This is a genomic window from Thiorhodococcus drewsii AZ1 (assembly GCF_000224065.1).
Lineage (GTDB): Bacteria > Pseudomonadota > Gammaproteobacteria > Chromatiales > Chromatiaceae > Imhoffiella > Imhoffiella drewsii.
In genome coordinates this window covers 61,328-74,668 of sequence record NZ_AFWT01000010.1, presented here as the reverse complement: position 1 = coordinate 74,668, position 13,341 = coordinate 61,328, and the positions used below count along the sequence as shown (strand labels likewise).

Genomic DNA, 13,341 nt, shown 5'->3' with positions numbered 1-13,341 from the left:
GATAACCCGACCGAGGTCGGGCGGCGCTCCCGCGAACCGCATCCCGCGATTCCATGGCACGCCTGAAATGTGCGCCTTCATCAGCAATACAACCTGACTCGGGAGCACCGTCTGCGCAGGCGGCGGATGCATTAAGTCCCATCGACGTCACTCCGATCGGTCAACGAGACACCTGCGGTCTTTGACGGCCTCCGGCGGTTGCCGAGACCTCAAAGAAACCTAGAACGTCCCGGCACACAGGCACCGGGATCGTAAAATCACATGCTCAGGCCGGAATGATCGACCGTCAAACCAGGACCCATGGTGCTGGAAACGGTCACCCGCTGCATATAAACACCCTTCGCCGAGGTAGGCTTCGCCTTCATCAGGCTGCCCAGCAACGCCTCCAGATTCTCACGCAGCTTCTCCGGCTCGAAGTCGACCTTGCCGAGCGGGCAGTGGATGATGCCGCCCTTGTCGGTCCGATAACGAACCTGACCGGCCTTGGCATTGCGCACGGCCTCGGCGACATCCGGCGACACGGTGCCGACCTTGGGGTTAGGCATGAGACCGCGAGGACCCAGCACCTTACCCAGCTGACCGACGACACGCATCGCATCAGGCGAGGCGATGACGACATCATAATCAAGCTGACCGGCCTTCATCTCTTCGGCCAGATCTTCGAAACCGACACGATCCGCGCCAGCTTCTTTCGCTGCCTCGGCACCGGCGCCCTGAGCGAACACGGCGACCCGAACGGTCTTGCCAATGCCGTGGGGCAGCACGGTGGAACCACGCACGACCTGATCGGACTTACGCGGATCGACACCCAGATTGACCGCAACGTCGACGCTTTCGGCGAACTTGACCTGAGACAACTCCTTCAGAAGCGCGAACGCCTCCTCGGCGGGGTATGCCTTGCCCGGCTCGACCCGTTCGCGGATCGCACGAACACGCTTGGACAGACCAGCCATTAGTTCACCCCCTCGACATTGAGACCCATCGCCCGAGCACTGCCCGCGATGGTACGGACAGCGGCGTCCATATCGGCCGCGCTCAAATCCGGCATCTTGATGGTCGCGACCTGCTCGAGTTGCTCGCGAGTCACGGTACCGACCTTACTGGTGTTCGGATTCGAGCTGCCCTTCTGGATGCCCAACGTCTTCTTCAGCAGAACCGAAGCAGGCGGGGTCTTGGTAATGAAGGTGAAGCTGCGATCGGAATAGACGGTGATGACGACCGGCGTCGGCAGCCCCTTTTCCATGTCCTGCGTGCGCGCGTTAAACGCCTTGCAGAACTCCATGATGTTCACGCCATGCTGACCAAGCGCGGGGCCGACCGGAGGGCTAGGATTGGCCTCGCCCGCCTTGACCTGCAGCTTGATGTAGGCATTGATTTTCTTTGCCACGATATGTCTCCAATGGGTGCGATCGCCAGAGACGGAAGCCCTGGCTCCCCGGAAGTGCCCCACGACGGGGACAGGATATGAAGACCGAACCGGAAACCAGGCTCGGTCACGCTTCATTTAAGGATCCTGGTTTGGAGGGCACCCGAGCGGGCACCTCCGCCGATTAGCCTTTCTCGACCTGGGAGAATTCGAGATCAACCGGTGTCGAACGCCCGAAGATCAGCACGGAGACCTTGACCCGACTCTTGTCGTAATCGACATCCTCGACGACACCATTGAAATCGGTGAAGGGACCATCGACTACGCGCACCACCTCGCCAGGTTCGTAGAGCACCTTTGGACGGGGCTTCTCGCCACCCTCTTCCAGACGCTGAAGAATCACCTGAGCTTGAGAATCGGGCACGGGAGCCGGACGATCACCGGTTCCGCCAATAAAGCCCATGACCTTGGGGACGCTCTTGACCAAATGCCAAGTCTCGTCGGTCATTTCCATGTTGATCAGGACGTAACCGGGGAAGAACTTGCGTTCGCTCTTGCGCTGCTGACCGCCACGCATCTCGACGACCTCTTCGGTCGGGACGAGAATCATGCCGAACTGATCGTCAAGCCCAGCCCGTTTGATGCGATCCTCTAGCGAACGCTTGACCTGCCCCTCAAAGCCCGAGTAGGCATGGATGACGTACCAACGCATCGACATCTTCAGCCCCCTTGGCCGGTCAGGAATCGCAGAATCGTCATCAAGACCATATCGAACAGCCACAGAACGATGCCGAGAATCAGCACCATAACGACGACAACGAGCGTCGTCTGCAGCGTTTCCTGACGCGTTGGCCATACGACCTTGCGAACTTCCATCCGCGCGTCAGAGACGAATTGCCAAAGGATATGACCACGCTCGGTCCGGAAGGCGACAGCGATCGCCGCCCCACTGACTGCCAGCAGACCGACGACACGCAAGAGGGTCGACACACTCGAAAAGTAGTAAAAAGCAAAGATGCCAATTACCAACAGAAATGCGGCGACGGCCAGCTTGATCGAATCCAAGCTGGCGCCACGGGCCTCTGCACGTGAATTCATGAAAAATCGCCTGCCGCTTAAGCGATGGGTTAAATGGCAGGCCAGGAGGGACTCGAACCCCCAACCTGCGGTTTTGGAGACCGCTGCTCTGCCAATTGAGCTACTGGCCTAAAATCGATATCAACTCACGGCGCGTTTTCCGAGAACAACCCGAATCACGCGCCGGTAAAACACAAGATCATTCGATGATCTTGGAAACGACGCCGGCACCGACGGTACGACCACCTTCACGTACCGCAAAGCGCAAGCCTTCTTCCATCGCGATCGGCGCGATCAGCTTGACCGTCATCTTGACGTTATCGCCAGGCATAACCATCTCGACCCCTTCGGGCAGATCGCAAGCGCCGGTGACGTCGGTCGTCCGGAAGTAGAACTGCGGACGATAGCCGTTGAAGAAGGGGGTGTGACGTCCGCCCTCTTCCTTGCTCAGCACGTACACCTCAGCCTCGAAGTGGGTGTGCGGCGTGATGGAACCGGGCTTGGCCAACACCTGACCACGCTCGACATCCTCACGCTTGGTGCCACGCAGCAACGCACCGATGTTGTCGCCAGCCTGACCTTGGTCGAGCAGCTTGCGGAACATCTCGACACCGGTACAAATGGTCTTGACGGTGTCCTTGATGCCAACGATGGACACTTCCTCGCCAACCTTGATGATCCCGCGCTCGACACGCCCGGTCACCACGGTGCCGCGACCGGAGATCGAGAATACGTCTTCGATCGGCATCAGGAAGGCGCCGTCGACGGCACGCTCGGGCTCGGGGATGTAGCTGTCGAGCGCTTCCATCAGCTTGTCGATCGAGGGACCACCGATGTCGGAGGTATCGCCCTCAAGCGCCAACTTGGCGGAACCGGTGACAATCGGGGTGTCGTCACCGGGGAAGTCGTAGCTGGAGAGCAGCTCGCGCACTTCCATCTCGACCAGCTCCAGGAGCTCGGCATCGTCGACCATGTCGGCCTTGTTCAGGTACACGACGATGTAAGGCACACCAACCTGACGCGAGAGCAGGATATGCTCGCGGGTCTGAGGCATGGGGCCATCGGCCGCCGAGCACACCAGGATCGCGCCGTCCATCTGCGCCGCACCCGTGATCATGTTCTTCACGTAGTCGGCGTGCCCGGGGCAGTCGACGTGCGCATAGTGACGGTTCTCGGTCTCGTACTCGACGTGAGCGGTCGCGATGGTAATGCCGCGCTCGCGCTCTTCCGGAGCATTGTCGATCTGACCGTAGCCCCGCGCTTCACCACCGAACTTACGCGCCTGGTGCGTAGTGATCGCTGCCGTGAGCGTGGTCTTCCCGTGGTCGACGTGGCCGATGGTGCCGACGTTGACGTGGGGCTTGCTACGCTGGAATTTTTCTTTGGACATGAACGGCTCCCCGCATGTTTCAAATCGACAAGTCGCACCCCAGAGTACGCCAGGGTCCTCAGATAATGGAGCCCATGACCGGAGTCGAACCGGTGACCTCACCCTTACCAAGGGTGTGCTCTACCAACTGAGCTACATGGGCAAAACTACAAACCACTTCAACGTCTAACACGCAAACATGGAGCGGGTGATGGGAATCGAACCCACACCATCAGCTTGGAAGGCTGAGGTTCTACCATTGAACTACACCCGCAAGGCACGCCAACCGCAAACTCAACGATCGCAGGCGATCAAAACCTCGCAACGGCATCGTCAACAACGCACCACAGGGCCGACGCTTGGCCTTCTAACTTGGTGGAGGGGGGAGGATTCGAACCTCCGAAGGCTGAGCCGTCAGATTTACAGTCTGATCCCTTTGACCGCTCGGGAACCCCTCCAAACGAGCTGCGCAGTCTAATGACCCTTCAGCGTTTCGTCAACAGAAAAATCGCACCAATTTTTTTCAACCGTCCGACCGGCCGCAATGAGCAGGCCAGACAGGCGCCCCAAACGAACGGGAGAACGCCACCTCAATCATCCGTCGGTGACACCACACACCGGGCGCCAAACACGCCACCGACAGGCAGCGCAGAACCGTCATCATGTCATGATGAGCTGTTAACATCCACGACTCGAATCAATCACAGCTCCGCACCAGGAGAATCGAACCCGATGGATGTCACGATTTTTGGCAGCGGCTATGTTGGCCTCGTCACTGGAGTTTGCCTGGCCGAGGTCGGCAACAATGTACTCTGTATCGACATCGACCCCAAGAAGATCGACCTACTCAACAGCGGCGGCGTGCCCATCTACGAACCCGGCCTCGAAGAGCTGATCAAGAGCAACCGGGAGGCCGGCAGACTGACCTTCTCGACCGACGCAGAGGCTGGCGTCAAGCATGGGCTCTTCCAATTCATCGCCGTCGGGACCCCGCCGGACGAGGATGGCTCGGCCGACCTGCAATATGTGCTCGCCGTCGCCAAGAGCATCGCCGAGCATATGGATTCCTACCGCATCCTGGTGGACAAATCGACCGTCCCCGTCGGAACCGCCGACAAGGTTTCCGCAGTCGTGCGCGAAACACTGGCCGCACGCGGCGCGGACGTCGAGTTTGATGTCGTCTCCAACCCGGAATTTCTCAAAGAAGGCGCAGCAATCGACGATTTCATGCGCCCCGACCGCATCATCGTCGGCACGGACAACCCCCGGACCGCCGAACTGCTGCGGGCGCTATACGCACCCTTCAACCGCAGCCATGACCGCCTCATGCTGATGGACATCAAGTCCGCCGAGCTGACCAAATACGCGGCCAACGCCATGCTGGCGACCAAGATCAGCTTCATGAACGAGCTGTCGAACATCGCCGAAACCGTCGGAGCCGACATCGAGAGTGTCCGCGTCGGAATCGGCTCGGACCCACGCATCGGCTACCAGTTCATCTATCCCGGCTGCGGCTACGGCGGCTCCTGCTTCCCCAAAGACGTCCGCGCCTTGGAGCAGACCGCCCAAAGCCTGGGGTACGACGCTCAACTGCTGCACGCCGTCGAGGCGGTCAATTTCCGCCAGAAGGAAATCCTGTTCGATAAGATCAAGGCCCATTTCGACGGCGACCTCGCAGGTCGAACCTTCGCCATCTGGGGCCTGTCCTTCAAGCCCAACACAGATGACATGCGCGAGGCATCGAGTCGCGTCCTCATGGAGTCGCTCTGGAAAGCCGGCGCCAAGGTCCGCGCCTTCGATCCCGTCGCCTCGGAAGAGACCAACCGCATCTATGGGGAGCGCCCTGACCTGACCCTGACAGAGGACGCCATATCGGCCACAGAGGGCGCCGATGGACTGGTGATCGTGACCGAATGGGCTCAATTCCGAAGCCCAAATTTCCCTGCATTGAAGGCCAACCTGAAACACCCGGTCATCTTCGACGGTCGCAACGCCGTGGATGGACTCCAGGCCAACGCTGCCGGATTGACCTATGTTTCCATTGGCAGGCGCCCCCGAACCCCCTCCTGAGCCGGCCACGACCGGAGCAGCAGCCCGGTCGCGTCGCCAGACGACGGATCAACCGTCGCCTGGCGATTCAGTCAGAAGCGATGCGACCACCCCACTCCCAGCTCCAACTGCTCCATATAGAGACTGCCGGTCTGGGTCTGAGTCAGCGCCGGACTACTGCCGTCGAAGGTTTCCTTCGGCATGTAGGCGACCGAGAAGGAGAACTCATCCCGATCGTTCACGCGATAGGCAGCACCGGCGGTCAAATGCCAGCGTACGGTCGCCGGCGCCAGGATGTTGAACAGCCCCTGACGATCGGACCGAAGAAAATCCGTGTTGTAGCTGACCCCGGCCATTAAACTGAGGCGGTCGTTCGGGTCGTATTTCACACCCAGCTTGAACACATCCATGCTTTCCCAGCCAAACCCAACACCGGAGTTGGCTCCAAGACAATAGGAAGGCTTGGGCGCCCCACCTTGACAGCCAGAAACGTCGACATCGTTCGAGTTGGCGATCGAGTGACTCTCGTCATAGAAGATGTGCTGATAGTCGAATGCCAGGGTGAGATTCGGCCGAGCCTTGAAGGCCAGACCGAAATTGAACATCGCCGGGATGTCGAAGGAACCGCCATCGGCGAACAGACCCGCATAGTCGTCGAACTTGGACATCCACACGGTCGTTCGATAAGAAGCGCCGAGCGCAAGCCGGTCATTGATCTCGCCGTACCAGCCGAGATGCAGACCAACCCCGTAGCTCCAGTCGACGCCATTGTTGGTGACCTTGTCCGGCCTGACGGACAATTGCTTGAAGGGCTCCAACCCCGTTGCCTCGAAGCGCTGGATGGCAAAAACCGGCGCGATGCCGATCGATTGCTTGCCATCGCTCAGCCTGTAGGAATAGGGAACCTCAATGAACAGCTGCTCGAGATTGATCCCGGTCGGGGTCGTGGCCGAATAGACACCGTTCGGATTGCCATTGACGGTCCCCTCGATCGGATCCGTAACAGGCACCGGGCGCCCCGACGAGAAATCATAGAGCGGCCCCATGCTCCCATCAGGATAGGCGCCGATACGTTGGTTCGGATAGGCCGCGAAATTCTCAAACGGCGCACGCTGCTTGTACTTGGTGTTCATCCCGCCATTGCCGAACACACTCACGCCGATCGAGCTCCGTTCATCGAGCCGGTGGTTGTAGCCGAAGCTGGGGATCAGGAACCAATCGCCACTGCTCTCGTAGTCGCCTGGAGTCACGAAACTCCCCGCCGGCATAGTGATCGATCCACCTGGGGTCTGAACCTGCTGCGTCGCATAGTCCGAATTCGCTTCGTATCCTCGGGGCGAGGGACTGAAAAAGGCCACACCAACGTCGAAGCTGTCACCAATGAAGGCCATACCGGCCGGATTGGTCGCCGAAACCAGCGTGTCCAGGGGCAACGCCGTCGCCACTCCAGCCATCGCTTTCGACTTCACGCCCCAGCCGTGCGAGAAGTACCCGTTCGTCGCCGACACCGTAGTCGGCAACCCGACCACAACGGTGACGGCCACAGCCAGCGCACCCTTAACTCTTGATTTCATACAACACTGCCCCCTCGGATATGAGCGACCCCGTTCGAGCGCTCGAATTATGTTTTTAGCCGATCAACTCACGACCGGACCTCAAGAGGCCGGATCGCGCAAGACAGCATCAACGAGACGCATCCTTTCCGGTCGCAACGACCGAACACACGAACACGCAACGCCATCTATCAGCTGATGTTCGATGCACCAAGACATCTTGTCAAAGCGATCAAAACATCAAAATATTCGAGCTTTATTTGATACTTATATAGTTAGGGGTCGCAACGTCCCCGACCGAGCAGAAACACAACCGCAAGCAACAATAAAAAAGAGAGAGGGAGGGGAAACGAAGCGCGAGGGGTCGCGAGGAGGAATCAGCGGCCAGGAACAAGGGCCAAGCGAACAGCCCCGAAGAAGCCCGGCGACACCAAATAGGCAAAGCCGAACCGACTGTTGCCCGGGAACGGAAAACGAACGCTAACGCTGCGAATGCAGCGCGTTCATGGCGAGTTGGAACTTGCCGTCGACGAGGTCTGGAAGGCGGCGATCGGCATCGATCAGGACATCCCGAATGCTCGCGGCATCTTCACGCGACGGATGACCCAACACATAGCCGGTCACGAGCGTTCGGTCGCCAGGGTGCGCGATGCCGATCCGCAAACGCCAGAAGTCACGAGTTCCGAGCGCGGAGATGGTATCGCGCAGACCGTTGTGGCCGGCGTGCCCGCCTCCCTGCTTGAGACGCAGCGCACCAACAGGAAGATCCAGCTCGTCGTGGGCGACGAGAATCTGCTCGGGAAGGATATCGAAATAGCGCGCGACAGCCGCAATGGACTGGCCGCTGCGATTCATATAGGTCATCGGCTTGAGCAGACGGACATCCGAACCCGCTAGCGTGACCCGACAGAGATCGCCGTGAAATTTGGACTCGGTCCGAAAGGATTCGCGAAAACCCTCGGCCAGGGCGTCCACGAACCAGAAGCCCACATTATGGCGCGTCGCCTCATACTGAGCCCCAGGATTACCAAGACCCACAATGAGCCGAATCCCTACATCTGCCATCGCTTCTGAACCAATAGATCGATTAAAGACTCGGGAGAAGACCGAAACGGCAACCTCGCAAGACGCCGTTTCGATCCGCGATCAAAAAGACCGCCAAGACACGGATCAGGCAGGGCTTTCCTCACCTTCCGCTTCGCCTTCCTCCCCTTCGTCACCGCCACGCGGGCCATGGATGGCGACCACCGGCTCATCCGACTCAGGGGCGTGCGACAGCGCAACACCTTCCGGCATCACGAGTTCAGACAGATGGACGACGGCACCGATCTCGAGCTCGGCCAGATCGAGGGTGATGTACTCAGGCAGATCCTTCGGCAGACAGACGATCTCGACCTCAGTAATGTTGTGCGAGACTAGGCCGCCCGCCTTGGCACCCGCGCAAGTCTCTTCATTCAGGAAGTGCAAGGGCACGACCATCTTCAGCTTCTCGTCCTGAGAAACGCGCATGAAGTCCACATGCAGAATGAAGGGCTTCGAAGGATGGCGCTGCATGTCCTTGAGCACGACCTTGGTGGCCTTGTCGCCAACCTTAAGATCCAGGACGTGCGAGTAGAACGCCTCGTTATCAAGATGCTTCAGCAGTTCGTTGTGTGCAACGGAAAGCATCTCGGGCTCCTGATGGGCCCCGTACAGAATGACCGGCACCTGACCCGTGCGACGCAGGCGGCGGCTCGCACCCTTCCCTGCCGTCTCACGAGGTTGCGCGATAACGTCGAAATTCACGCTCATTGGCGTTCTCCACTTGAATGAAACGAAAGGCGCCGGATCCCGCGACCAGGACCCGGCGCTATAACGCGAGCGTCAGCGACGACCCGCAACAGCCTCGGCTGCTCTATCCGCGCGAAACGTCAGTCCGCGCGCAATCTCAATCCACAAACAGTGAACTGACGGACTCTTCGTTCGAAATTCGACGCATCGTCTCAGCTAACAATTCGCCGATGCTCAACTGACGAATCTTTCCGCACGCTGCCGCCGCAGGACGCAGCGGAATGGTATTGGTGACGACCAGCTCGTCGAGTTCGGAGGCCGAGATATTGTCCACCGCCGGTCCGGACAACACCGGATGGGTGCAATAGGCGACGACCCTGCGAGCGCCGTGCGCCTTGAGCGCCTCGGCCGCACGGCACAGTGTACCGGCCGTATCGACCAAATCGTCGACCAGCACGCAGGTCCGACCACTGACATCGCCAATGATGTTCATGACCTGCGCCTCGTTCGCACGCGGCCGACGCTTATCGATAATCGCCAGATCGGCATCGTCGAGACGCTTGGCCAGTGCGCGAGCGCGCACCACGCCACCCACATCGGGCGACACCACCATCAGATTTTCGTATTCCTGACGCCAGACATCGCCCAGCAGAATCGGCGAGGCATAGACGTTGTCGACCGGGATATCGAAGAAGCCCTGAATTTGGTCGGCATGCAAATCCACAGTCAGCACGCGATCCGCGCCGCACTGAGAGATCATCTTCGCGACCAGTCGCGCCGTAATCGGCACGCGCGCCGAGCGCGGACGGCGATCTTGCCGGGCATAGCCGAAATAGGGGACCACAGCCGTGATCCGCTTGGCCGAGGCCCAACGCAGGGCATCGACCATGACCAGCAACTCCATCAGGTTGTCGTTGGTCGGCGCACAGGTCGGCTGCACGATGAAGACATCGCGACCTCGAACATTGTCCTGGATCTCGGCCATCACCTCGCCATCGCTGAACTGACCGACGACGGCCTTGCCAAGCGGAAGATTAAGGTGAGAGACAATTTCTGCGGACAGCCCCGGGTTGGAGTTCCCGGAGAAAACCATCAGTTGGCTGGCGGGCACGGGCACTTTCCTGTCGACTCGACGATAAGGCGAGGTCTGGAATGATTGGCTGGGGTGCCAGGATTCGAACCTGGGAATGCCGGGATCAAAACCCGGTGCCTTACCACTTGGCGACACCCCAATATTTGATTTGGACCCACGAGAGGAGTCCGTACCAGCCGACGAGACAGGCCGCTTCATGAGTCAGCGACCAGCGACGAACTGGCGACTTCTTGATCGAGCCGATCGAGCAATGGCGATCGATTCAAACCTCGAGCGACGAACGCCTGCAGATGCGCAGGTGCCTGTCGACTGACATCCAATGCCCGCTCGCGGTCATCGAACACGGCGAAGACACAGGCACCGGTTCCAGTCAACCGACCACCACCCCAATGATCGAGCCACGCGAGCGCAGCCTCAACCGGAGGGTATCCCCGACGCACGACAGGAAGGCAATCGTTGACAGCATTCCCGCTCAAGAAGTCCTCTAGTTTGATGCAAACGGAATCCCTTGTCAATTCAGGATGACAAAAAACATCCCTGGTCGAGACCGAGCAAGGCGGAGCCAACACCAGATACCAGGGTTGAGGGAGTTCAACCGGCGAAAGGCGCTCACCGACCCCTTCCGCCCAGGCAGCGCGACCCCGCACGAAAACGGGCACATCAGCCCCAAGTGGCAAGGCGATCTCGGACAAGGCATCCTCGTCCAGCTCGGTTCCCCACAACTGATTCAAGGCGACCAGGGTCGTCGCCGCATCGGAACTTCCGCCACCGAGCCCCCCGCCCATCGGAAGCATCTTCTCGCAGCGGATATCGACCCCAAGCCCGCAACCGGTCGCTTCCTGGAGCGCGCGCGCCGCGCGCACGGTCAGATCCTCGGCCTCCGGAACCCCCGATACGCTGGTCAGACGCCTAACCCGCCCGTCATCACGGACATCGAACCAGAGACGATCGCATCGATCGATGAATTGGAAGACCGTTTGCAACTCGTGATACCCATTCGGGCGCCGGCCAACGACCCGCAGCATCAGGTTGAGCTTTGCCGGCGCGGGCCAGGGCGTGCCGAGACCGGCAGTCGATCGTTCAGTCATCTAGAGGATTCCTTCAAGGCTTCGTGTTTGCTGCGGGCGGCTCGACATCGGTCCTGGAGACACGGTGACGCCCAATCACCTCCCGCAGATATTGATGATCAGGGTGCTCCTTGGCTGCGGCGTCCCAAACCGCCCAGGCATCGGAGCGACGCCCCAAGGCCCAGAGGGTCTCGCCCAGATGCGCGGCGATCTCGCCATCGTCCATCTTGTCCAGCGCCCGACGCAGAAAATCGCGGGCCACCTCATAGTTGCCCAAACGGAAATTCACCCACCCCATACTATCGAGGATCGCGGGCTCATCCGGCTTGAGCGCGTAGGCGCGCTCGATGAAGCCCAGCGCCTCGCGATAGCGATCGGTCCGATCGGCCAGGGTATAGCCCAGCGCGTTCAATGCATCGGCATGCTCGGGATCCTCGGCGATGATGCGCCGCAGATCCCGCTCGGCGAGCGCCAGCCGGCCGAGCTTGACCGCGTAGAGCGCACGCGCGTAGCGCAGAGTGTGGTCATCGCTGCGGCTCTCGATCGCCGACGTATAGACCGACATGGCCTCGTCGCGCTGTCCCACTTCGTCAAGGATCTCCGCCTCGACCATATAGAGCGAGACCGCATCCTCGGGAGACCGATCCCGCAGCCGCTGCAGGAGTTCGCGCGCCTTGACCACGTCCCCGTCCTTAGCCAGGAGCAACGCCATGCGCACCTTGGCATCGGAAGCGTTGGCGCCGCTCACCTTGGCGTACCAGCCGAGCGCGGCCTGCGGATCGTCGGCGCGCTCCTCCGTCTGCCCGAGATAGAAGGCGGCCTCGTCCTGGCGCTCGCCGGTCTCGCGGAGACGGGTGAAATAGGTCCGCGCGCCATCCAGATCATCAAGCTGAAGCGACAACACGCCTGCAGCGAACAGGGCATCGGGCTCATTCGGACGATCACTCAATAGACGCTCGAAGACATCGCGCGCACGTGCAAACTCCTGGTCCTCGACCAGGAACTGGCCATAGAGCTTACGCAACGCCTGGTCGTCCGGACGCTGAGCGACAAAGTCCTCGAGAAGCGACCTCGCCTCATCCCTCTGCCCCTGCGACAACTTCATGCGCACCAGGAAGAGGCGCGGAACATCCCACTCGGGACGCAACGCCATCGCTCGGCGCGACGCCTTGTCCGCCGCCTCGAAATGCGAGGCGCTCGCCGCCACCATCGCCAGAGCCTGCTGGGCATCGGCACTCTCGGGAAAACGCTCGACCAGCGCCCGCATGAGCCCGACCCGTTCGCCGGGGTCAGGTACGCGCGAGACGATCGCAGCCGCCAGCGAGAATGGCGAGGCTGAGGGGTCTTTGTTCAAGGCGACCAGCCGAGACAAATGAATCAGCGCACCCTCGCGGTCCTTGGCCTTGATGCGCAGGAAGGCCGCAACCTGATTGGCCGCCACCGCATCGGGCGCGAGTTCCAGCCAGAGCGCGATCCCCTTCCCTGCCGCTTGCTCGTCATCGGCACTGATGGCGGCACGGACCGCCAACTCGGCCATCCGGGGCGAGCGGGTCAGTTGAGCGGCCTGATAATAATGAACGAAGGCGGTCGCCATATCGCCGCGTCGGCCCGCGAATTCGCCGGCCAAAACCGCGTAGACCTGATCGGGCGTCAAGCCCCGCGAGGGCGAATCGACATCGGACACGACGGAGTCGACACTCGCGCCCGTCGGCCCGCCAGCGGTGGCCGGCGAATCGCTCCGCGCCATCGCCGGCGAGACGACGAACAGGGCACAAAGAACCGCCAGACCAGGAGACGATGAAAACGAAGACATGGGTGACATGCGATGATGGATCCGTGATGAGGGTGCGTTGCGAACTCGACCTACCTAATTGGGATCGCAGTATAACCAAGCGGTTCCGTACCCCAACAGTCGTCCTATAATGGCGCCAGCAAGATCCGCTGCCAATGATAGGGGCCTCGGGCGCAGAAACCGAAAAGTGAATGCGCTACGTCAA

12 protein-coding genes and 5 tRNA genes are annotated in these 13,341 nt (G+C 60.4%); 1 reads left to right on the top strand and 16 read right to left on the bottom strand.

Features of this window, described 5'->3' with window-relative positions; all coding sequences use genetic code 11:
* Positions 1–257: 257 nt before the first annotated feature.
* The 9 genes from rplA to THIDRDRAFT_RS08555 form a co-directional block, all read right to left on the bottom strand.
* Positions 258–953, bottom strand: coding sequence for a 50S ribosomal protein L1 (rplA, locus tag THIDRDRAFT_RS08595; RefSeq protein WP_007040441.1), 696 nt, complete (start codon positions 951–953; stop codon positions 258–260).
* Positions 953–1,387, bottom strand: a complete 435-nt coding sequence (gene rplK, locus THIDRDRAFT_RS08590) for a 50S ribosomal protein L11 (RefSeq protein ID WP_007040440.1) — start codon at positions 1,385–1,387, stop codon at positions 953–955. The genes rplA and rplK overlap by 1 nt, the downstream gene beginning before the upstream one ends.
* Positions 1,388–1,550: 163 nt before the next feature.
* Positions 1,551–2,084, bottom strand: a complete 534-nt coding sequence (nusG, locus tag THIDRDRAFT_RS08585) for a transcription termination/antitermination protein NusG (RefSeq protein ID WP_007040439.1) — start codon at positions 2,082–2,084, stop codon at positions 1,551–1,553.
* Positions 2,085–2,086: 2 nt separating this feature from the next.
* Entirely contained in the window at positions 2,087–2,464 is a 378-nt protein-coding gene (gene secE, locus THIDRDRAFT_RS08580) for a preprotein translocase subunit SecE (RefSeq protein ID WP_007040438.1), read from the bottom strand.
* A gap of 34 nt (positions 2,465–2,498) precedes the next feature.
* A tRNA-Trp gene (locus tag THIDRDRAFT_RS08575) sits at positions 2,499–2,574 on the bottom strand.
* A 68-nt stretch (positions 2,575–2,642) separates the two neighbouring features.
* Positions 2,643–3,833, bottom strand: a complete 1,191-nt coding sequence (tuf, locus tag THIDRDRAFT_RS08570; protein ID WP_007040437.1) for an elongation factor Tu — start codon at positions 3,831–3,833, stop codon at positions 2,643–2,645.
* 66 nt (positions 3,834–3,899) lie between these two features.
* Positions 3,900–3,975: transfer RNA gene (locus tag THIDRDRAFT_RS08565), tRNA-Thr, on the bottom strand.
* 37 nt (positions 3,976–4,012) lie between these two features.
* Positions 4,013–4,086: transfer RNA gene (locus THIDRDRAFT_RS08560), tRNA-Gly, on the bottom strand.
* A 99-nt stretch (positions 4,087–4,185) separates the two neighbouring features.
* Positions 4,186–4,270, bottom strand: a tRNA-Tyr gene (locus THIDRDRAFT_RS08555).
* A 274-nt stretch (positions 4,271–4,544) separates the two neighbouring features.
* On the opposite strand from THIDRDRAFT_RS08555, the gene THIDRDRAFT_RS08550 reads away from it, so the two are divergent.
* Positions 4,545–5,882, top strand: a complete 1,338-nt coding sequence (locus THIDRDRAFT_RS08550; RefSeq protein WP_007040436.1) for a UDP-glucose dehydrogenase family protein — start codon at positions 4,545–4,547, stop codon at positions 5,880–5,882.
* A 71-nt stretch (positions 5,883–5,953) separates the two neighbouring features.
* Here THIDRDRAFT_RS08550 and THIDRDRAFT_RS08545 read toward each other — a convergent pair whose 3' ends face one another.
* The 7 genes from THIDRDRAFT_RS08545 to THIDRDRAFT_RS08515 form a co-directional block, all read right to left on the bottom strand.
* Positions 5,954–7,435 carry an OmpP1/FadL family transporter gene (locus THIDRDRAFT_RS08545; protein ID WP_007040435.1) on the bottom strand — a complete coding sequence of 494 codons (1,482 nt, stop codon included), beginning with the start codon at positions 7,433–7,435 and terminating at the stop codon, positions 5,954–5,956.
* 459 nt (positions 7,436–7,894) lie between these two features.
* Positions 7,895–8,479, bottom strand: coding sequence for an aminoacyl-tRNA hydrolase (gene pth, locus THIDRDRAFT_RS08540; protein ID WP_007040434.1), 585 nt, complete (start codon positions 8,477–8,479; stop codon positions 7,895–7,897).
* A gap of 105 nt (positions 8,480–8,584) precedes the next feature.
* Positions 8,585–9,205, bottom strand: a complete 621-nt coding sequence (locus tag THIDRDRAFT_RS08535; protein ID WP_007040433.1) for a 50S ribosomal protein L25/general stress protein Ctc — start codon at positions 9,203–9,205, stop codon at positions 8,585–8,587.
* Positions 9,206–9,341: 136 nt separating this feature from the next.
* On the bottom strand, positions 9,342–10,295 hold the full coding sequence (locus THIDRDRAFT_RS08530; RefSeq protein ID WP_007040432.1) for a ribose-phosphate diphosphokinase: 954 nt from the start codon (positions 10,293–10,295) through the stop codon (positions 9,342–9,344).
* Positions 10,296–10,341: 46 nt separating this feature from the next.
* A tRNA-Gln gene (locus THIDRDRAFT_RS08525) sits at positions 10,342–10,416 on the bottom strand.
* A 55-nt stretch (positions 10,417–10,471) separates the two neighbouring features.
* Positions 10,472–11,365: a 4-(cytidine 5'-diphospho)-2-C-methyl-D-erythritol kinase gene (ispE, locus tag THIDRDRAFT_RS08520; protein WP_007040431.1), complete on the bottom strand. Its 894-nt coding sequence runs from the start codon at positions 11,363–11,365 to the stop codon at positions 10,472–10,474.
* Positions 11,366–11,378: 13 nt separating this feature from the next.
* Positions 11,379–13,157 carry a tetratricopeptide repeat protein gene (locus tag THIDRDRAFT_RS08515; RefSeq protein WP_050984673.1) on the bottom strand — a complete coding sequence of 593 codons (1,779 nt, stop codon included), beginning with the start codon at positions 13,155–13,157 and terminating at the stop codon, positions 11,379–11,381.
* Positions 13,158–13,341 lie beyond the last annotated feature (184 nt).